Origin of the sequence: Allosediminivita pacifica, from assembly GCF_003054175.1 — a bacterium.
GTDB lineage: Bacteria > Pseudomonadota > Alphaproteobacteria > Rhodobacterales > Rhodobacteraceae > Allosediminivita > Allosediminivita pacifica.
Window position 1 is genome coordinate 67,916 of record NZ_QBKN01000023.1, and the last position, 20,122, is coordinate 88,037.

Genomic DNA, 20,122 nt, shown 5'->3' on the forward strand with positions numbered 1-20,122 from the left:
AATTTGCGCATCCTAAGCTCGCTTAGCAATACACAAGTATCGCTCAGCGATGCATTTCCGCGGCGCACAACGTGGCGTCAGGACAGCCAGGGTCAGGACTTCTCATGCGCGTCGCTCTTGCCGGTTTCCTGCATGAAACGAATACCTTCGCGCCAGTGCCCGCCGATCTTGCCGCGTTCGAGACCGGCGGCGGCTACATTCCGATGAGCCGCGGCGAGGAGCTCGTCCGCCGGTCGGAAGGCGTGAACTTGGGAATCGCGAGCGCTCTCGCGGCCGCCCGGCGGCTGGTCTGGGACATCGCCCCGATCCTGTGGGCCGGCGCGATCCCCTCTGCCCCCGTCAGCGAGAGAGCTTTCGAGCAGATCGCGGGCGAGATCGTCGCCGGCCTGACAAAGGCCGGCCCGCTCGACGGTGTCTTTCTTGACCTGCATGGGGCCATGGTTGCGGATCATGTCGACGACGGTGAGTTGGAGATCGCAAAGCGCGTGCGCGCCGTGGTTGGCCCTACCGTTCCGATCGTGGCGGCGCTGGACCTGCACGGGAATATCTCGGAGGAGTTTGCGCGGTGCGTCGACGGCCTCGTCGGGTTCCGAACCTATCCGCATGTGGACATGGCCGAGACGGGCACGCGCGCGGCGGATCTTCTGCACCGGATGATGTCTACTGGGTCCCGCCCGGCCTGCGCGTTCCGCCGCATGGGGTATCTCGTCCCCATCCCTTTCCAGACGACCGACACGGAACCAGGGCGCGCACTCTATGCCGAACTGGCCAAGATCGAGGAGGCAGACGGCGATGTCCTCGCGACCTCTCTGTTCATGGGCTTTCCCGCGGCCGACATCCCGGACTGCGGCCCCACGGCCATCGTCTACGCAGAGTCCACCGAGGCCGCCGAGAGAGCCGCAGAGCGACTGGCATTATCCTACGCCGATGCGGAAGACCGGTTCGCGGGGCAGTCCTACAGCGCGGACGAGGCGGTACAGGAAGCTCGGGACCTGGCCGGTGATGACCGTGGACCGGTGGTGATCGCCGACACTCAGGACAACCCGGGGGCCGGCGGTGTCTCTGCCACCACGGGCATGCTGCGTGCGCTGATCGCGGCGGGGGCCGAGGACGCGGCACTGGGGCTGATCCTCGATCCCGAAACGGCGCGTGCAGCCCACGCCGCGGGTGCGGGTGTCCGGACCCGGTTCCGGATCGGCGGCCATGCGGGTGTTCCGGGCGATACCCCGGTCGAGACAGAAGCGATGGTCGAAACGCTGTCGGACGGCAAGCTGCGCGCGACGGGCCCCTATTATGGCGGCACGGCGCTCGACCTCGGCCCCTCTGTCTGTCTGCGCATCGGCGGTGTCCGGGTCGTAGTGACCAGCCGGATCGCGCAGATGGCCGACCGCGAGATGTTCCGCTTCGTCGGCATCACACCCGAGACGCAGAAGATCCTCGTGGTGAAAAGCTCCACGCATTTCCGCGCCGATTTTGCGCCGATTGCCAGCGATATCCTCGTGGCAATCGCGCCGGGACCGATGCCACTGGATCCCGTGGATCTGCCTTTCACGCGGCTTCGGCCCGAGTTGAGACTTTCTCCGAATGGCCCTGCCTTCGGAGATCTGCGTGCGCAAACCGCACGTCCCGACACCGGCGCCCGCGCCGGGGTCCAACATCACCAAGACGTCATCCAACAGGGGAGACACACATGAAGACATTGAGACCCAACCTGCCCGGATCGCGCACCCTTGCGGCTGCGCTTCTGGCAAGCGGCGCGCTGCTCGCGCCCGCCGCCGCGCCGGCGCAGGAAGATGAAACGACGATCACCGCCGTGATGCACTCGGGGCTGCGCGTTCTCGACCCGGTCATCACCACGGCACACATCACCCGCAACCACGGCTACATGGTCTACGACGTTCTCACCGCCGTGAACGAGGATTTCGAACCGCAGCCGCAAATGGCCGACTGGGAAGTCTCGGACGACGGGCTGACCTACACGTTCACCCTGCGCGACGGGCTGATGTTCCACGATGGCGCACCCGTCACCGCCGCCGATGCCGTTGCCTCGCTCAATCGCTGGGGCAATCGCGATTCCGGCGGGCAGCTCATTTTCGACGTGACAGAAAGCCTCGAGGCGCAGGACGAAAAGACCCTCGTCTGGACACTGACCGAGCCCTTCCCGCCGCTGATGGACGTGATCTCCAAGCAGTCGGCCGTGCCGCCCTTCATCATGCCCGCGCGGGTGGCCGAGACCTCGCCCGACGAGACGATCACCGAATACGTCGGCTCCGGGCCTTTCATCTTCAATGAAGAGGAATACGAGCCGGGCGTTTCGGTGACCTACGAGAAGTTCGACGACTATGTCCCGCGCGAGGAAGACCCCTCGTGGATGGCAGGCGGCAAGGTCGTGAACGTCGACCGCGTGGTCTGGACGACCATGCCCGACAACCTCACGGCCATGAACGCGCTCGCCGCGGGCGAGATCGACTACCTCGAGCAGGTGCAGATCGACCTGATGCCGATCCTGGAAAACGCCCCCGGCGTCACGGTCGAGATGCGCGATCCGCTGGGCTACGTGACGATCGGCCGCCCGAACTTCCTGCACCCGCCGTTCGACAACAAGCAGATCCGCCAGGCCGCGCTTGCCGCATTGGGGCAGGAGCAGATGCTGGCGACGATGCAAGGCGATCCGGAGTACTACAATGTCTGCGGCGCGATCTTCGGCTGCGCCACGCCTCTCGGCGACGAAAGCGGCTCGGAGATCGTGACCGGCGGTCCGGATCCCGAGCGTTCCAAGGAACTGCTCGAGGAGGCCGGCTACGATGGCACGCCCGTCGTGCTGATGGCGCCCACCGACGTGGTCAGCCTGGTGAACCAGCCGGTCGTCGCGGCCCAGGCCCTGCGCGAGGGCGGCTTCGAGGTCGAGATGCAGTCGATGGACTGGCAGTCGGTCGTGCAGCGCCGGGCGCAGCAGGCGCCGATCGGCGAGGGTGGCTGGAACATGTTCTTCACCAACTGGATGGTGCCCGAGATCTCCGACCCGCTCATCAACGTGATGGTCAACGGGCGGGGTGACGATGCCTGGTTCGGCTGGCCCGACGATCCGGAGATCGAGGAGATGCGTGCGGCCTTCGTCGCGGCCGAAAGCGCCGAGGCACAGAAGGAGGTCGCCGTCGAGATCCAGGAGCACGTGATGGACAACGTGAACTACATCATGATGGGCGAATACCTGATCCCGCAGGCCCGCCGCGATGCGATCCAGAACATGATCCAGTCGCCGGTGCCGGTCTTCTGGAACATGACCAAGGACGCCGAGTGAACTGATCGCTCACACAGAGGCGCGCACCAGCGCGCCTCTTCTCTCCCGCATTCCACCACGCAAAAGGAGGCCCGCCCGTGTTCGGCTACATTCTGAAGCGGCTTCTCGCGACCATCCCGGTCCTGCTTATCGTCGCCGTCTTCGTCTTCCTTCTGCTGCGCCTGACGCCAGGCGATCCCGCCGCGATCCTCGCAGGCGACGCCGCGACCCCCGCGCAGCTCGAACGTATCCGCGACCGCCTTGGCCTCAACGATCCGCTGCTTGTCCAGTTCGTCACCTGGTTCGGCCAGATGCTGAAAGGCGATCTCGGCACATCGCTGATCTCGAACACTGACGTGGTCGACATGGTCTCGGACCGGCTCGGACCGACGATCAACATCGCGCTGATGACCATCGTGATCTCGGTCCTGCTTGCCGTGCCGATGGGCGTCATCGCCGCGTGGCGCCATCGCACCTGGATCGACTTCGCCGTCATGTCCTTTTCCGTGCTCGGCTTTTCGGTGCCCGTCTTCGTGATCGGCTACATCCTGATCCAGATCTTCGCCATCGAACTGCGCTGGGTGCCCGTGCAAGGCTATGCCTCGCCGTCCGACGGGATCGGCGCCTTCTTCAGTCGCGCGATCCTGCCGTCGCTGACGCTGGCCACGATCTACGTCGCGCTAATCGCCCGCATGACCCGCGCCTCGATGCTCGAGGTGCTGGGCGAGGACTACATCCGCACCGCGCGCGCCAAGGGCGTTCGCGAGAACGTCGTCCTGTTCCGCCATGCCCTGCGCAATGCCGCCGTGCCGATCCTGACGATCATCGGCACGGGTTTTGCCCTTCTCATCTCGGGCGTCGTCGTGACCGAGAGCGTGTTCAACATCCCCGGCATCGGGCGCCTGACCGTCGATGCGATTCTCGCGCGCGATTACCCGGTGATCCAGGCGATGATCCTGCTGACCGCGGGGATCTACGTCCTGGTCAATCTGATCGTCGACGTCTCCTATTCCTTCTTCGACCCGAGGATCCGTTACTGATGACCGAGATGCCGTCTTCCAGACGCAGCGCGTTCCAGGTCCTGACCGGGGTCTTCTCGCTGCCGGCAGGAGCCCGCCTCGGCGCAGGGCCGACCATCGCGGCCCTTGTGCTGGCGCTCATCGTGCTCGCATCGATCTGCGCGCCACTCTACGTGCCCTATGACCCGCTCGCGATGGATGCCATGTCCCGCCTTCGCCCTCCCTCCGACGAGTTCCTGCTGGGCACCGACCCCTACGGCCGCGATATCTTCAGTCGCGTCATGACCGGCGGGCGCGTTTCGCTGCTGATCGGGATCGGCGCCGCGATCGTCAGCGTCGCGGTCGGGCTGGTCATCGGCCTTCTCGCAGGGTTCTTCCGCGCCGCCGATGGCATCATCATGCGCATCATGGACAGCCTCATGGCAATTCCGGCGATCCTGCTGGCGATTGCGCTCGTGGCGCTCAACGGTCCTTCGCTCAGCTCGGTGATCATCGCGATCACGATCCCCGAGGTGCCCCGCGTGGTGCGGCTGGTGCGCTCAGTCGTCCTGTCCGCGCGCGAGGAACCCTATGTCGAGGCAGCGATCGCACTCGGGTCTTCCATGCCGAAGATCCTGATCCAGCACCTGATGCCGAACACGCTCGCGCCGCTGATCGTGCAGGGCACCTACATCTGCGCCTCGGCCATCCTGATCGAGGCGATCCTGTCGTTTCTGGGCGCTGGTGTCTCCACCGAGATTCCGACCTGGGGCAACATCATGGCCGAGGGACGCAGCTACTTTCAGATCAAGCCGGGGCTGATCTTCTGGCCGGGTCTGCTGCTCTCGCTTTGCATCCTGTGCATCAACCTCCTTGGCGATACCGCGCGCGATCTTCTCGATCCGCGCATGAAGAAGAGGGAGGGCTGAAATGAAGTTCAAGACACGAGACCTCTCGACCGCCCAGCGCGTACTCAAGATCCGCAAACTGAAGGTCGGCCTAACCGGCCGGCCGGATGCGCAGCCGGTCCTGAACGAGATCGACCTCGACATCCGCGCGGGCGAGACGCATTGCCTGGTGGGCGAAAGCGGCTCGGGCAAGTCCGTCACCTCGCTTGCGACCATGGGATTGCTGCCCAAGGACGCGCTCGAGGTGCAGGGCGGGCTGATCGACCTAGAAGGGTTCGAGATCACCAACGCGACCGCGGCACAGATGCGCGATCTGCGCGCCCAGCGGGTCGCCATGATCTTTCAGGAGCCGATGACGGCGCTGAACCCGGTCCTGCGCGTCGGCGAGCAGATCGAAGAGGTGCTGAACATGCACACCGATCTGTCGAAGTCCGAGGCCAAGGCGCGCACGATCGACATCATGGAGCAGGTCCACCTTCCGGACGTGCAGCGGGTCTATTCGGCCTTCCCGCACCAGCTTTCGGGCGGGCAGCGCCAGCGGATCATGATCGCCATGGCGCTCGTGCTCGACCCCGATCTGCTGATCGCGGACGAGCCCACCACGGCGCTCGACGTCACGACGCAGCTGCAGATCCTCAAGCTGATCGAGGAAATGCAGGAACGGCATGGCACGGCGGTGCTGTTCATCACCCACGACATGGGCGTGGTGGCCGAGATCGCGGACACGGTGAGCGTCATGCAGAAGGGCGAGATCGTCGAAAGCGCCCCGATCCGCGAGCTGCTGACCAATCCGCAAAAGGACTACACGCGAAAGCTGCTGAAGGCGGTGCCGAACCTCGCGCCGCGTCCGGCCCGCGCCGTGTCGGAGAAAGACGCGGTCCTGAACGTCGACCGGCTCGAGATGACCTACGGCGGTGGCGGCTGGTTCCGCAAATCCGAAGGCGTCCGGGCGGCCCGCGACGTGACCTTCGACATCGCGCCGGGGCGCACGCTCGGCATTGTCGGGGAAAGCGGCTCGGGCAAGTCCACGGTCGCCCGCTGCATCATGCGCCTGATCGATCCGACCGGCGGCGAGGTGACGGTGGCGGCAACCGAGATCTCCCGCCTGTCGCGCCGCAATCTGCAATCGCATCGAAAGCACCTGCAGATCGTGTTCCAGGACCCCTACCGCTCGCTCAATCCGCGCTGGACTGTGGCGCGGTCCCTCTGCGAGGGGCCGATCAACTTCGGCACCCCCAAATCCGAGGCGATGGAGCGCGCAGCCGAACTGATGGAACTTGTCGACCTGCCGAAGGACGCGCTCGATCGGTATCCACACCAGTTCTCGGGCGGCCAGCGTCAGCGCATCGCCATTGCCCGTGCCGTCGCGATGAAGCCCGACCTGCTGGTCGCGGACGAGGCGGTTTCGGCGCTCGACGTGAGCGTGCAGGCGCAGGTTCTGGACCTGCTCGACGACGTGCAGGACCGTTTCGGCATCGCCATGCTCTTCATCACCCACGACCTGCGGGTCGCGGCCCAGATCTGCGACGACGTGCTCGTCATGCAGAAGGGACAGGTGGTCGAACAGGGGCCCGCGGCGGCGGTCCTGGCCAATCCCCGCCACGACTACACTCGAAGCCTGATCGAGGCCGCCCCCGGCCGACATTGGGACTTCGCCAATTTTCGCGCGCTCGAGCGTGCGCCCGCAGTAGAAGGACCAATCGCATGAGTGTCATTCCCAAGATCGAGGCATTCGCCGACGAGCTGACCGCCATCCGCCAGGATTTCCATGCTCACCCGGAGCTTGGCTTCGAAGAGACACGCACCTCGGGCATTGTCGCGGAGAAGCTGCGCGCCTACGGCGTCGACGAGGTGCACGAGGGCATTGGCGGCACCGGTGTCGTCGGCATCATCCAGGGAAACGGCGGCGGCAATCGTCGCGTGGGCCTGCGCGCCGACATGGATGCCCTGCCGATCGAGGAGGCCTCGGGCGTGCCGTACGCCTCGACCAACCCCGGTCGGATGCACGCCTGCGGCCACGACGGCCATACCACTATGCTGCTCGGGGCCGCGCGCTATCTTGCCGAGACGCGGGACTTCGACGGCACAGTCGTGCTGATCTTCCAGCCCGCCGAAGAAGGCCTCGGCGGCGCCCGCCGCATGATCGCCGATGGTCTGTTCGAGAAGTTCCCCTGCGACGAGATCTACGGGATGCACAACGACCCGAATGCCGAGCCGGGCATCGTCACCGTCACGCCCGGGCCGGGCATGGCCGGCGCCTGCTTCTTCGACATCACCGTGAAGGGCACCGGCAGCCACGCCGCCATGCCCCATCAGTCGAAGGACCCCATCGTGATCGGCACGGCGCTTGTGCAACAGCTGCAAAGCGTTGTCAGCCGCAACACGCCGCCGACCAAGCCGATCGTGCTGTCGGTCACCACCTTCAACGCGGGCTCCGCCTACAACGTGGTGCCGGGCAGCGCGACGATCACCGGTACGGTGCGCTACTTCCACGACGACGTGATCGACATGGCCTCGTCCCGTATCCGCGAACTCTGTGCCGGCCTCGCTCAGGCCTACGGCGTCGAGATCGAGGTGGACATCCGCAATGTCTTTGACGTGCTGATGAACGATCCCGACCTTTCGGAGGCCTATATCGCTGCAGCCTCTGAGGTGGTGGGGGACGGCGCACGCCTCTCCGAGGACCAGGCGACCGGCTCCGAGGACTTCGCGGACATGCTCAAGGTGGTGCCGGGCGCCTATTGCCGTGTCGGACACGCCGGGTCGGTGCCGCTTCACAATCCGGCTTTTGTCCTGGACGACGCGATCCTGCCCGTCGGGGCCTCCGTCTACGCCCGCATCGTTGAAACCCGCCTTCCCGCCGGTGGCGCGACCTGACCAGCGCCTTTTGCCGTCGCCGAACCGTTTGAAGTCCCCCGGCCGCGCAGGACCAGTCTGCCGGGGCAAGGAGCCTGACCATGACCAACCCACTCGACCTTCCCTTCGATACCGACGAAATGCTCGCGGGGCTCAGACCCTGGATCGAAACCGAAAGCCCGACCTTCGACGCGGCAGCGGTCAACCGGATGATGGATCTCGTGCAGCACGAGTTGGCGGCGCTCGGTGCCATAACCGAACGTATCCCAGGTCGCATGGGCCTTGGCGACAGCGTGCGCGCGACGATGCCCCACCCGCGTGCGGGCGAAAGGGGTATCCTCCTTCTGGGACATTTCGATACCGTTCACCCGATGGGCACGCTCGCCAAGCTGCCGTTCCGGCGCGAGGGCGATCTCTGCTACGGCCCCGGCATCATGGACATGAAGGGGGGCAACTACGTCTACCTCGACGCGCTGCGCAAGATGCTGGCGGCGGGGATCGAGACGCCCCTGCCGGTAACGGTCTTGTTCACCCCGGACGAAGAGATCGGCACCCCTTCGACCCGCGAGTTGATCGAGACGGAGGCCAGGCGCCATGACTACGCCCTCGTGCCCGAACCCGCGCGCCCCGACGGGGGCGCGGTGATCGGGCGCTACGCCATCGCGCGCTTCAACCTGCAGACCCGCGGCAAGCCCAGCCACGCGGGCTGGCAACTGGCGGAGGGGCGCTCGGCCATCGCGAAGATGGCCCGTGCCGTGGACCAGATCGAGGGGATGACCACCGACGATTGCACCTTCTCGCTCGGCGTCTTCCACGCGGGCCAATGGGTCAACTGCGTGTCCTCGGTCTGCGATGCCGAGGTGCTGACGATGGCAAAGACGCAGGAGCTCCTGGACGAGGGCGTGGAAAAGATGCTGTCGCTCAACGACGACGCGGCAGAGGTCGTGATGGAGGTGCGTCGCGGCGTGACCCGCCCTGTCTGGGAACCCGACCAGCCCGGCACCATGGCGATGCTCTCGCTGGCGCAGGAAATCTCTGGTGAGCTCGGCTTCGAGATTTCCGGAGCGTCGGCGGGCGGCGGCTCGGACGGCAACTTCACCGGAGCGCTCGGCATCCCCACGCTCGACTCCATCGGCGTCCGGGGGCGCGATCTGCACACCCTCAACGAACACATCTTCGTCGACAGCCTTGTCGAGCGGGCGCGGCTCGCCGCCGGGCTGTTCTGCCGGCTCGGCGCCTGATGTCGGGGGCGCTGTCGGGGACCATGGAGGTCCGCAAGCACGTCGTTCGCACCGCGGGCGGCGTGGTGGCCTCGCAGCACAGACAGGCGGCCGAAGCGGGCGCAGAGGTCCTGTGCGCGGGCGGTGACGCTGTGGATGCCGCGGTCGCCTGCGGTTTCGTCTGCGGCGTGCTCGAGCCATGGATGTCCGGTCCGGCCGGCGGCGGTGCCGCGATGCACTGGCGGGCCGATACCGGCGAGGCGCATGCCCTCAACTTCGGGATGAAGGCGCCCTCGGCCCTGAAGATCGAGGATTTCCCGCTTTCGGGCGAAGGCGTCGCCGGGGATCTTTTTCCCTGGGATCGCGTCATCGAGGACCGCAACGTAATGGGCGCACGAGCGGTTGCCGTGCCTGCGATGGTGGACGGGCTGGAGGCACCGCACCAGCGTTGGGGGCGGATGCCCTGGGAAGAGCTGCTCGCACCCGCCATTGCCCACGCGCGTGCCGGGATGGAAGTCGACTGGTATGCCGCGCTGATCATCGCGACCGCGACGCGGGACCTTGCCCGGGACCCGGACGCCGCCGCGATGTTCCTGGCCGACGGGCACTTTCCGCGACCGTTCTCGTGGACGGCGTTGGCAGAGGACCGGATCGGGATGGCGCGCATGGCCGACAGTCTCGATGTACTGGCCCGCGAAGGAGCGGCCGCCATGCACGGCGGCGATCTCGGGTCTGAAATGGCGCGCGACGTGCGCGACAAGGGCGGGTACCTGACCCGTGACGACCTCGCCGAGAACCGGGCCCGGTTCGAAACTCCGCTCAGAATTCCCTATCGGGACGCGGTCTTTCACGCCATGCCCGGGCTCACCGCCGGGCCCACCTTCGCCGCGGCACTGCACGCGCTTGAGACCGAGGATCTCCGGCAGCCCGACGCCGCCTTCCCGGCCTATGCCCGGGCGCTTCGGACCGCCTATGGCGCGCGGCTGAGCCGGATGGGCCATGACGGCGAAAACCCTGCGGCACCGGGATCGACTACCCATTTCTCGGTGGTCGACAGGCATGGCAACATGGTCGCGCATACCCAGACGCTGCTCTCCATTTTCGGCTCTCGCATCGTTTCGCCCTCCACGGGCTTCCTGATGAACAACGGCATCATGTGGTTCGACCCGGTGCAGGGACGCCCGAATTCGCTCGCCCCGGGAAAGACCTGCCTGATGAACGTCTGTCCGGTTCTGGGCGCGGCCGGAGGCCGGCGGTTCGCGCTCGGCGCCTCGGGCGGGCGCAAGATCGTTTCGGCGGTCACCCAGCTTGCCTCCTCGCTGGCCGACTTCGGTATGGAACTTGAAACGGCCTTCGGGCGGCCACGTATCGACATGTCGGGCGGGGCGCAAATCGTCGCGGACGCGGCGCTCCCGGGGCACGTGCTTGACGCTCTGCGCGACATCGCTCCGACCATGACGGCGCGCCGCTCGATGCTACCCTACCCCTTCGCCTGCCCCGCAGGCGTGCTGGACGACGGCGGCATGCGCTTCGGCATGACCGAGACCATGACCGCCTGGGGAGATGCGGTGGCAGAACCCGGCGACGGCGAGGAAAGCGCAACATGAGGTAGCCGCCGCTACGACGTCCGCCGGGGATCGAAGATCCGCAGCCCTTCCCTTCCGCATCCTTGTCTTCCAGGATCTCACCGCAGAGGCATCCTTCCCTGCGGCATCACCCGGGCCACCCTTGCCAACAAGCTTGCACCGGGTCCTTCGACGCTGAACGCGGGCCGCAACGGGGATCGCCGCCTCCTTAAAGTGTTATATTTTTCAATGTCTTGATTGGCTTCCCGCGTGAACTTGACGCCACCTCCCAAGCGAGGCATTTTATGGCAGCTCAGCCCGCGCTCTCCAAAGCGCCGCCAGGCCGCCCCAGCCCGAACCATCAGCGCATTCAGGCGCCCGGTTACCGTGCCACCTGTCCAAGGCCCGAGCCCCCATGACCTTCATGCCCCGCATGACCGCCGAGACCCGCGCCATCCGGACCATGCGTCCGCTGAGCTGGCGCCGATGGCCCGGTGTCATTGCCGACGTCTGGCACGTTCAGGGCCAGCAAGGCGGCGGGGGCTTCTACCGCTCGCCCGATCCGCGGCTCGTGGTCTTTCTCGATGACGGCGCAGGCGACCTCCAGCTGCGCACCGCGGAAGCAACCCCTTGGCGCCGAGGCGTCGGCGCCTTCTACATACCGCCCGCCATGCCGCTCTGGTCCGAGATGGCGCGGCCCGGCCGCTTTGCCCACCTCGACCTGCACCTCGATGCCGGCCCCCTGGCCCAGCGCCTGCGGCAGGCCGTTCCCGGTGCCACGACCGACCGGCCGCGATTTGTCGGGGAAGATCCGCGCATCACGATGCTCGCCCGACTGATCGCTGCCGAGGTTGAGACCCCTACCCGGCCGGACATGGCGAGTGACGGTCTGGTCTCGGCGCTGCTGGCCGAAGTGTTCGACCTCGGACCGGCACCGGCTTCCGGCACCGAACGTGGTGGGCTTTCGCCGCACATGGTCCAGCGTTTGCAGGACCACGCCCGTGCCAGCCTGCACCGCCGCATCCCCGTGGCCGAGCTTGCCGGGATCGCCGGCCTGTCGGAAAGCTGGCTGACCCGCGCGTTTCGCCAGAGCCTCGGCACGACCCCGCAGCGCTGGCTCACGGCCCTGCGGATCGAGGCTGCGCGCGACCTGATGGCAGATCCTGCGATGCCGCTGGCCGAGGTCGCTGCCGCCGCGGGCTTTGCCGACCAGGCTCACCTCACCCGCGCGTTCCGCAGCCACGAGGGGCAAACCCCCGGCGCGTGGCGAAGGCATCGATTTGAGCAGGATTCGTCAAATGACACCGGTCTGGTTCAAGCCCCGTCGGGAAACCCGATCTAAAAGCTCAGGAAATCACCCGAGCCATCTGGATACCCGCATGACCCGTTCGCTACGCCTTTCCCTGCTGGCCGGTGCCAGCCTCGCCGCGCTGGCGCAAGCCGTCTCCGCCCAGTCCACCGCCGACCTCTACGATCTCGGCACCATCGTCGTCGACGGCGATGCCGCGCCCTCCGACCCCGTCCCGGGCTACGTCGCGCGCAACGCGCAGACCGCCACCAAGACCGGCACCTCGCTTCTCGAGACGCAGCAGTCGGTCTCGGTCGTCACCGGCGAACAGATCGAGGATCAGGCCGCCACCTCGCTGGGCGACACGCTGGGCTACACCGCCGGCATCACCGCGCAGCCCTTCGGTACCGACCCGCGCTTCGACGCGCCCACCATCCGCGGCTTCAACGGCGGCAACGCGCAGTATCTCAACGGCCTGCGCCTTCTGCGCGAACAGGGCGCCCCCTCCTTCGAAGTCTACTCGCTGGAGCGGGTCGAGGTCCTCAAGGGGCCCGCCTCGGTCCTCTACGGCGCGGGCATCCCCGGCGGCGTCATCAACCAGATCCAGAAGCGGGCCCAGCTCCTAGACTTCGGCGAGGCCGGCATCGGTGTCGGCGACCCCAAGGCCACCGAGGCCTTCGTCGACATGAACCGCGCGCTGAGCGACAGTTTCTCGGCCCGCGTGACAGCCGTGACCCGCGACAGCGAGGAAGAGATCGAGGATCTCACCAACACGCGCGGCTACCTCGGCGTCGCCACCCGCTGGACACCCTCCGACGCCACGACCCTGCAGTTCCTCGGCTCCTGGCAGCGGGATTCGCCGATCACGCCCGCGGGCATCCCAGAGACCATGATCGGCGAAGAAGACGACGAGGATCTACGCGAATTCTACGCGGGCGATCCGAGCGACGACGAGAGCGATCGCGAGATGCTCAATCTCGGGTTCGAGTTGGACCACGAGATCAATCCCGACTGGACGCTGGAAACCAACTTCCGGCACCAGAGCTTCGACTGGGACTACACCGGCTTCTACGTGAACGGCGCGGTCGGCGACACGATCAGCCGCGGCGCCAACATCACCAGCGAAGAGAGCATCACCAACAACCTGGACCTCCGCCTGACCGGCCATGCCGTCACCGGCGCGGTCGATCACGCGCTGCTCTTCGGGATGGACCTGCGCCGGTACGAAATCCGCCAGTCCACCGGTTTCGCCTATGCCGACGACATCAGCTTCTCCGATCCCTCCTACGGCGGCGCGAACCTGACGGCGCCCTGGTATGTCGAAAGCGAGGACACGCAGCTCGACCAGATCGGCATCTACGTTCAGGACGAGATGAGCTTCGGCAACTGGCGGGCTTCGCTGGCACTACGACATGACTGGACCGAGCAGACCGGCACGAGCTACACGAACTTCGCGGGCACCAGCGACATCGACCAGTCGGACGAGGCCACGACCGGCCGCGCCGGGCTGAGCTACGTGACCGACAGCGGCGTCGCGACCTACCTGAGCTACACGACCTCCTTCGATCCGGTGATCGGCGCCAACAACGCGGGCGAAACCTTCGACCCCACCGAGGGCGAACAATGGGAAGCCGGCGTGAAGTGGGAGCCGCTGAGCTTCGACGGCTTCTTAAGTGCGGCGGTCTACGACCTCACGCAGAGGAACCTGACCGCGGGGGTCACCGACAGCAACGGCGTGGGCGACACGGCCCAGATCGGCGAGGTGCGCTCCTACGGGCTCGAGCTCGAAGGCTCCGCCGACCTCGCTGGCGGCTGGAACATCCGCGGGCAGTACAGCTGGAACGAGACCGAGGTGATCGACGGCGACAACGAGGGCAACGAGCTGCCCAATGCTCCGCACCACAATGCCAGCCTCTGGGCGAACTACAGCTTCGCCAGCGGCACGGCGCTCGACGGGCTGCGGCTGGGCGGTGGCGTGCGCTACATCGGCGAACGTTACAGCGATCCGGGCAACCAGTACGAGATGGACGACGTGACGCTGGTCGACCTCCAGGCGGCCTATGCCTTCACCGAGGATGCCGAGCTGTCCGTGAACGTCTCCAACCTCACGGACGAGGCCTATGTCGCCAACTGCGGCTCCTTCGGCTGCTACTACGGTGACGGCCGGACGGTTCAGGCGCGTATGACCTACAAGTGGTAAACCAGACGACCATAGGGCGCCGGGCCTTCCTGTCCGGCGCCCTCGCCCTCGGGGCGATGCAGGCGCGGGCCCAGAACGGCCCGCGCCTTGCCGCCGTGGACTGGGCCATGCTCGAAACCGCGCTCGCACTCGGCATCACGCCGGTCTCGGCCTGCGAACTCGTCCGCTTTCGCGCTGACGCGCGGCACCCAGCCGTGCCGGAGGAAACCGTCGACCTCGGCCTGCGCAGCGCACCCAATTTCGAACTCCTGCAACTGACCCGGCCCGACCTGGTGCTCACCTCGCCCTGGTATGCCCAGATCGAGCCGCGCCTGTCGGCCATTGCCCCGGTGATGAGCCACGGCACCTACCTCCCTGGGGAGGCGCCCTGGCCCCATGCCGTCGCGGCCCTGCACGCGGTCGGCGCGCGCACCGGCCACGAAAGCGCCGCGCGCGAGGTCGAAGCCGGCGCCGAGGCCGAGATCGCGGCACTTTCCGCGCAGCTCGCCGCCCTGCGCGACCGGCCCCTCTATGCCATCGAGATCGGCGACGCCCGCCACTTCCGCGCCTTCGGCCCCGACAGCATGTTCGGCAACATGCTGTCGCTGCTCGGGGTGGAGAACGCGTGGGATGCCCCGACCGAGTATTCCTTCGCCGCCCCCCTGCCGATGGAGCGGCTCTCCGAGCGTCCCGACGCGCGCATCCTTGCCGTGGGCGGCATTCCCACCGTGGCCCGCCGGGGGCTGCGCAACTCCGTCCTGTGGAATCGCCTGCCCCCGGTCGCTGCGGGCCGCTTCGCGACCCTGCCGCCTGTCAACGCCTTCGGCGGCGTGCCCGCCGGGCTGCGCTTTGCCCGGCTGCTCACCGATACCCTCGCCCCGGGCGCCACGGCATGACCCGCGCCCTGCCCCTCGGCGGCGCGGCGCTCCTGGCGCTGGCGCTCTGGTTCCACGCGGCCGGACCCTGGCTGAGCGATGGCTGGCCGCTGCCGCCGTGGGACGCCCGGTCGCTCGATCTCGACGGCATCCTGCTGGTCTACGGCCACCTGCCCCGTGGCGTCATCGCACTTCTTGCGGGCGCCGCGCTCGGCCTCTCCGGCGCACTGCTGCAGGCCGTGCTGCGCAACCCCATTGCCGATCCCTCGACGCTGGGCATCTCGTCCGGCGCGCAACTGGCGCTGGTCGCCGTGACGGTCCTCGCGCCCGAGTGTCTGGCTTGGGGCCGCTGGCCCGTGGCCATGGGCGGCGCGACAGCCGCGCTCGCCCTTGTCATGGGCATCGGCGCGGCGCGGGCCTTCCACCCTGTCACCATGATCATCGCGGGCATGCTGATCGGACTCTTCGCCTCGTCCATGGCCGCCGCGCTGACGCTGGCGCAGGGGGAATACCTCTTCTCGCTGGTGGTCTGGAACGGCGGCTCGCTGGTGCAGACAAGCTGGGGACCCGCGCTGTCGCTGACCGCGGTTCTTGCTCTCGGCGGGATCGGCGCGGCCCTGCTGGCCCGGCCGCTGGGCGTGCTGGGGATCGAGGCCGCGAGCGCGCAGGCGCTCGGCCTCAACGTCGCGCGGCTCCGGGCCCTCGCGGTGATCCTCGCCACGATCCTTGCCGCCAGCGTTTCCGCCGCGGTGGGCCTCGTGGCCTTCGTCGGCCTTGCCGCGCCCGCGCTCGCCCGCGCGCTCGGCGCCCGCACGCAGGCTCAGCGCCTCGCGCTCGCCCCGGTCTGCGGCGCGCTGCTGCTCTCGCTCTGCGACGGGCTGGTGCTGGGCCTTGCCGGCGCCGGGGGCGAGATGTTCCCCACCGGCGCCGTGACCGGCCTGATCGGCGGCCCGCTCCTGCTGTGGCTGCTGCCGCGCCTGCGCGCCACGCCGCCCCCCGCGCAGGAGGAAAACCTGCCGCGCCTGTCCCGCCCGGCCCCGCTTCTGGCCGGGCTCACGGCGCTCACCCTCGTCCTGCTGGTCCTCCTCACCCTGCTTGGCCGCACGCCCGAGGGCTGGACCCTGCTCGACGCCGAAACCGCGCGCCTCTTCCTCCCGAACCGCCTGCCGCGCCTTGCCGGAGCCGCCTGCGCGGGCGGGCTGCTGGCGCTCGCGGGTGCCGTACTGCAACGGCTGACCGGCAATCCGCTCGCCTCGCCCGAGGTGCTGGGGGTCTCAGGGGGCGCGGCCATGGGGTACGCCGCCGTGCTCTTCACGCTCGCCGCCCCCTCGGCCCTGCTGCTGACCGGCGGCGCGGCGGCGGGCGGCGCCACGGCGCTCGCCGTCATCCTGCTTTTCGTGCTGGGCCGCAACGCCCGGCCCGAGCGGCTTCTGCTCGCGGGCATCGCCGTTTCGGCGCTGGCCGCAGCGCTGCTCTCGGTGCTCATGGCGGCGGGCACGACGAAATCCTTCGCGGTGCTCGCCTGGCTCAGCGGCTCGGCCTTGACGATGACCCCGGCGGGTGCCACGGCCCTCGCGGCGACGCTCGCGGTCCTGATGGCCCTGTCGCTCACGCTTTCGCGCTGGCTGACACTGCTGCCGCTCGGCCCGCAGGTCGCCCGCGCGCTCGGCGTGCCGGTCACCTCGGCCTCGGTCGCGGTGGTGGCGCTGGCGGGGATCGCCACCGGCGCCGCCACGATCCTCGTCGGCCCGCTCAGCTTCGTCGGCCTCATGGCCCCGCACCTCGCCCGCCGGCTCGGCCTTGCCCGCGCGCCGCACCACCTTGCCGGCAGCGCCCTCATCGGAGCGCTCCTCATGCTGGCCGCTGACTTCGGCGCCCGCATGGCAAGCTTTCCCTACGACCTGCCGCTTGGCCTCTTCGCGTCTCTCCTCGGCGCGCCCTGGCTGACATGGCTCATGCTGCGGAGACCATCATGACCCCGCTCTACGACATCGAGGCACTGGACTTCGCCGTCCCCGGCCGAAAGCTGCTGCAGGACATGGCCCTGCAACTCCCGTCCGGAAAGGTGATCGGCCTGATCGGTCACAACGGCTCGGGCAAGTCGACGCTGCTGAACCTGCTCGCCCGCCAGACCACGCCCGACCGCGGGACGATCCGCTTCCACGGGACCGCGCTGCCCGACTGGCCCGCGCGCAAGCTTGCCCGCCACCTCGCCTACCTGCCCCAGCACCTGCCGCCCGCCGAGGGCATGCTGGTGCGCGAACTGGCCGCCCTCGGCCGCTACCCCTGGCACGGACCGCTGGGCCGCCCCGGCCCCGAAGACCACGCCGCCATCGACAATGCCCTCGCCGCCTGCGGCCTCGAAACCATCGCCACCCGCCGCGTCGACACGCTCTCCGGCGGCGAAGCGCAGCGCGCCTGGCTTGCCATGCTCATCGCGCAGGAGGCCCACTGCCTGCTGCTCGACGAGCCGATCTCGGCCCTCGACATCACCCACCAGGTCGAGGTCCTGTCCCTCGTCCGCCACCTCAGCCACGACCGTGACCGCTCCGTCATCGTCGTGCTGCACGATCTCAACATGGCGGCACGCTTCTGCGACCACGTCGTCGCGCTGCGCGCCGGGCAGGTCGAATTCCAGGGCACACCCGCAGACCTCATGACCGCGCCGCGCCTGCGGTCCATCTACGGCGCCGACATGGAAGTGCTCGCCCGCGCCGACGGCACGCCCGTCGCCCTGCCGAACTAGCAAAGAAAAGCCAGCCAATGCTCGCCCAGATCTACGACTACTACCGTCCCCACATGCGGCTCTTCTGGCTCGACTTCGGCTGTGCCGTCGCCTCGGGCCTGCTCGAACTCGCCTTCCCGCTCGCCATCTCGGGCTTCATCGACCACCTGCTGCCCAGCGGCGACTGGGGCCTTGCCGTCGCGGCCGCCGTCGGCCTCATCCTCGTCTACCTGCTCAACACCGGGCTCATGGCCGTGGTGATCTACTGGGGCCATAAGCTCGGCATCAACATCGAAACCGAAATGCGCGCCCGCGCCTTCGCGCATCTGACGAAACTGGGCTGGGGCTGGTTCGACCGGGCCGAGACCGGCAAGCTCGTCGCCCGCGTGACCCGTGACCTGGAGGAGATCGGCGAGGTCGCCCACCACGGGCCCGAGGATCTCTTCATCGCGATCATGACCTTCGTCGGCGCCTTTGCCCTGATGGCGTGGCTGCACCTGCCGCTCGCGCTCATGACGCTGGTGATCGTGCCCGCGATGGTCTGGCTGCTCGCCGTCTACGGCGCCCGCATGACCCGCTCGTGGCAGAACATCTACTCCCGCGTGGGCGCCTTCAACGTACGGCTCGAGGAAAGCATCGGCGGCATCCGCGTGGTGCAGGCCTTCGCCAACGAACACCACGAACAGCGCCTCTTCGCGGGCGACAACAGCCGTTACCGCGACACCAAACTCGAGGCCTACAAGATCATGGCCGGGGCCACGGCGCTGCACTACATGGGCCTGCGCTTCGTGCAGGTGATCGTCATGGTGGCCGGCGCGGGCTTCGTCTTCCAGGGCACGCTCACGACCGGGTCCTACGTGGGCTTCCTGCTGCTGGTGAACGTCTTCTTCCGCCCGCTGGAAAAGATCGCCGCCGTGATCGAAACCTACCCCCGCGGCATCGCGGGCTTCCAGCGCTACCTCGACCTCCTCTCCACCGAGCCCGAGATAACCGACGCCCCCGGCGCGAAGGACGCGCCCGACCTGAAGGGCCGGATCGAATTCGACGACGTGCATTTCGCCTACGAGGGCGCCAAGGCCGTCCTGCACGACATCTCGGTCACGGTGGAGCCGGGCCAGACCGTGGCCCTCGTCGGCCCCTCGGGCGCGGGCAAGTCCACGCTGATGGCCCTCGTGCCGCGCTTCTACGAGCCCACGCAGGGCGAAATCCGCATCGACGGCATCCCGCTTCGGGACATGACGCTCGACTCGCTGCGGCGGCAGGTCGGCCACGTCTCGCAGGATGTCTTCCTCTTTGGTGGCACACTGCGCGAAAACGTGGCCTACGGCCGTCTCGACGCAACCGAAGAGGAAATCCTCGACGCCATCGAGCACGCCCAGCTTCGCCCGGTGCTCGAGGCCATGCCGAACGGGCTCGACACCGTGGTGGGCGAACGCGGCGTGATGCTCTCGGGCGGCCAGCGCCAGCGCGTGGCCATCGCCCGCGTCTTCCTGCGCAACCCGCCGATCCTGCTTCTGGACGAGGCCACCTCGGCCCTCGACCGCGGCACCGAGCGCGAAGTGCAGGCGGCCCTGTCGCGCCTCGCCGTGGGCCGTACGACGCTCATCATCGCGCACCGGCTGAACACCATCCAGCACGCCGACCGCATCCTCGTCATGGAAAAGGGCCGCATCGTGGAAAGCGGCAACCACGAGGATCTCATGACCCGGCAAGCGGCCTATTACGCGCTGGTAGGATAGGCATATGATCCCGCGTGCGAGCTTTCAGCCAAGCGGCACAAGGCGACCCTCGCGATGAAGCACTTCGACTTGACGCTTGCTTGCGCCGCCGCAAACCGGCGGCGTCGCGACCACGACCGAGGGTTTGCCACCATACTTCCCAGGGCGGCGCGTGTAGCCGATCTGTGCCTTGGTCCCGGCCAGCTTGGTCAGGAACGCAACTGAGGTCTCAGGCATACGTCTTCTCCTGTTCGACAAGGTCGTCGTGCAGCTTGCAGTGCCCATGGACCTTGCCGCTTTCGACACAGGCCTTCTTACCTCAAAATCAGCGAAGAAGGCGACCACGATACACGGGGCTATTCACTCGGACGCTCCCCGCAATCCTCGCACCGAAACCGGGTCAGGTAGTCATCACTGCACTGCTCCCCAACCTTGGACCGCCGAAAGTTGGATTTTTCCGGCTGCCTCACGATGACGGGCCGGTGACGCCATCGGGATAATGCATGGCAA

At 67.7% G+C, this 20,122-nt stretch carries 14 protein-coding genes and 1 pseudogene; 14 read left to right on the forward strand and 1 reads right to left on the reverse strand.

The genetic code is table 11. The annotated features are described in order from the left end of the window. Positions 1-104: 104 nt before the first annotated feature. The 14 genes from C8N44_RS16750 (at position 105) to C8N44_RS16815 (ending at position 19,633) form a co-directional block, all read left to right on the forward strand. Positions 105-1,694 (forward strand): M81 family metallopeptidase, encoded by a 1,590-nt coding sequence (locus C8N44_RS16750; protein ID WP_107977929.1) that lies wholly within the window; start codon positions 105-107, stop codon positions 1,692-1,694. Beyond that, positions 1,691-3,301 (forward strand): ABC transporter substrate-binding protein, encoded by a 1,611-nt coding sequence (locus C8N44_RS16755; RefSeq protein ID WP_107977930.1) that lies wholly within the window; start codon positions 1,691-1,693, stop codon positions 3,299-3,301. The genes C8N44_RS16750 and C8N44_RS16755 overlap by 4 nt, the downstream gene beginning before the upstream one ends. A 77-nt stretch (positions 3,302-3,378) precedes the next feature. Continuing rightward, complete coding sequence (locus C8N44_RS16760; RefSeq protein ID WP_107977931.1) at positions 3,379-4,320, forward strand: ABC transporter permease; 942 nt, start codon at positions 3,379-3,381, stop codon at positions 4,318-4,320. Further along, a complete protein-coding gene (locus C8N44_RS16765; protein WP_107977932.1) occupies positions 4,320-5,207 on the forward strand; it encodes an ABC transporter permease in 888 nt (295 codons plus the stop codon). Before C8N44_RS16760 ends, C8N44_RS16765 begins: the two co-directional genes overlap by 1 nt. A gap of 1 nt (position 5,208) precedes the next feature. Then, positions 5,209-6,894 (forward strand): ABC transporter ATP-binding protein, encoded by a 1,686-nt coding sequence (locus C8N44_RS16770; protein WP_107977933.1) that lies wholly within the window; start codon positions 5,209-5,211, stop codon positions 6,892-6,894. Further along, on the forward strand, positions 6,891-8,063 hold the full coding sequence (locus C8N44_RS16775) for a M20 aminoacylase family protein (protein WP_107977934.1): 1,173 nt from the start codon (positions 6,891-6,893) through the stop codon (positions 8,061-8,063). The genes C8N44_RS16770 and C8N44_RS16775 overlap by 4 nt, the downstream gene beginning before the upstream one ends. Before the next feature lie 80 nt (positions 8,064-8,143). Beyond that, positions 8,144-9,283 (forward strand): M20/M25/M40 family metallo-hydrolase, encoded by a 1,140-nt coding sequence (locus C8N44_RS16780; RefSeq protein WP_107977935.1) that lies wholly within the window; start codon positions 8,144-8,146, stop codon positions 9,281-9,283. Beyond that, positions 9,283-10,869, forward strand: a complete 1,587-nt coding sequence (locus tag C8N44_RS16785) for a gamma-glutamyltransferase (RefSeq protein ID WP_107977936.1) — start codon at positions 9,283-9,285, stop codon at positions 10,867-10,869. Before C8N44_RS16780 ends, C8N44_RS16785 begins: the two co-directional genes overlap by 1 nt. A gap of 373 nt (positions 10,870-11,242) precedes the next feature. Then, a complete protein-coding gene (locus C8N44_RS16790) occupies positions 11,243-12,169 on the forward strand; it encodes a helix-turn-helix domain-containing protein (protein ID WP_107977937.1) in 927 nt (308 codons plus the stop codon). Between the two features lie 37 nt (positions 12,170-12,206). Continuing rightward, entirely contained in the window at positions 12,207-14,315 is a 2,109-nt protein-coding gene (locus C8N44_RS16795; protein ID WP_107977938.1) for a TonB-dependent siderophore receptor, read from the forward strand. Next, positions 14,309-15,190 carry an ABC transporter substrate-binding protein gene (locus tag C8N44_RS16800; protein WP_244641110.1) on the forward strand — a complete coding sequence of 294 codons (882 nt, stop codon included), beginning with the start codon at positions 14,309-14,311 and terminating at the stop codon, positions 15,188-15,190. The genes C8N44_RS16795 and C8N44_RS16800 overlap by 7 nt, the downstream gene beginning before the upstream one ends. Then, a complete protein-coding gene (fhuB, locus tag C8N44_RS16805; RefSeq protein WP_107977939.1) occupies positions 15,187-17,145 on the forward strand; it encodes a Fe(3+)-hydroxamate ABC transporter permease FhuB in 1,959 nt (652 codons plus the stop codon). The genes C8N44_RS16800 and fhuB overlap by 4 nt, the downstream gene beginning before the upstream one ends. Next, positions 17,142-17,915: an ABC transporter ATP-binding protein gene (locus tag C8N44_RS16810; RefSeq protein ID WP_107977940.1), complete on the forward strand. Its 774-nt coding sequence runs from the start codon at positions 17,142-17,144 to the stop codon at positions 17,913-17,915. Before fhuB ends, C8N44_RS16810 begins: the two co-directional genes overlap by 4 nt. A gap of 17 nt (positions 17,916-17,932) precedes the next feature. After that, positions 17,933-19,633, forward strand: coding sequence for an ABC transporter ATP-binding protein (locus C8N44_RS16815; protein ID WP_107977941.1), 1,701 nt, complete (start codon positions 17,933-17,935; stop codon positions 19,631-19,633). 108 nt (positions 19,634-19,741) lie between these two features. Here the strand turns inward: C8N44_RS16815 and C8N44_RS16820 are convergent. Then, a pseudogene (locus C8N44_RS16820) lies at positions 19,742-19,928 on the reverse strand (IS3 family transposase); the annotation flags it as partial. Between the last annotated feature and the right edge of the window lie 194 nt (positions 19,929-20,122).

Bases quoted from the DNA above. Each gene is read 5' to 3' on its own strand.
- C8N44_RS16750 (WP_107977929.1), top strand. From the start codon at position 105: ATGCGCGTCGCTCTTGCCGGTTTCCTGCATGAAACGAATACCTTCGCG.
- C8N44_RS16755 (WP_107977930.1), top strand. From the start codon at position 1,691: ATGAAGACATTGAGACCCAACCTGCCCGGATCGCGCACCCTTGCGGCT.
- C8N44_RS16765 (WP_107977932.1), top strand. From the start codon at position 4,320: ATGACCGAGATGCCGTCTTCCAGACGCAGCGCGTTCCAGGTCCTGACC.
- C8N44_RS16770 (WP_107977933.1), top strand. From the start codon at position 5,209: ATGAAGTTCAAGACACGAGACCTCTCGACCGCCCAGCGCGTACTCAAG.
- C8N44_RS16775 (WP_107977934.1), top strand. From the start codon at position 6,891: ATGAGTGTCATTCCCAAGATCGAGGCATTCGCCGACGAGCTGACCGCC.
- C8N44_RS16780 (WP_107977935.1), top strand. From the start codon at position 8,144: ATGACCAACCCACTCGACCTTCCCTTCGATACCGACGAAATGCTCGCG.
- C8N44_RS16785 (WP_107977936.1), top strand. From the start codon at position 9,283: ATGTCGGGGGCGCTGTCGGGGACCATGGAGGTCCGCAAGCACGTCGTT.
- C8N44_RS16790 (WP_107977937.1), top strand. From the start codon at position 11,243: ATGACCTTCATGCCCCGCATGACCGCCGAGACCCGCGCCATCCGGACC.
- C8N44_RS16795 (WP_107977938.1), top strand. From the start codon at position 12,207: ATGACCCGTTCGCTACGCCTTTCCCTGCTGGCCGGTGCCAGCCTCGCC.
- fhuB (WP_107977939.1), top strand. From the start codon at position 15,187: ATGACCCGCGCCCTGCCCCTCGGCGGCGCGGCGCTCCTGGCGCTGGCG.
- C8N44_RS16810 (WP_107977940.1), top strand. From the start codon at position 17,142: ATGACCCCGCTCTACGACATCGAGGCACTGGACTTCGCCGTCCCCGGC.
- C8N44_RS16815 (WP_107977941.1), top strand. From the start codon at position 17,933: ATGCTCGCCCAGATCTACGACTACTACCGTCCCCACATGCGGCTCTTC.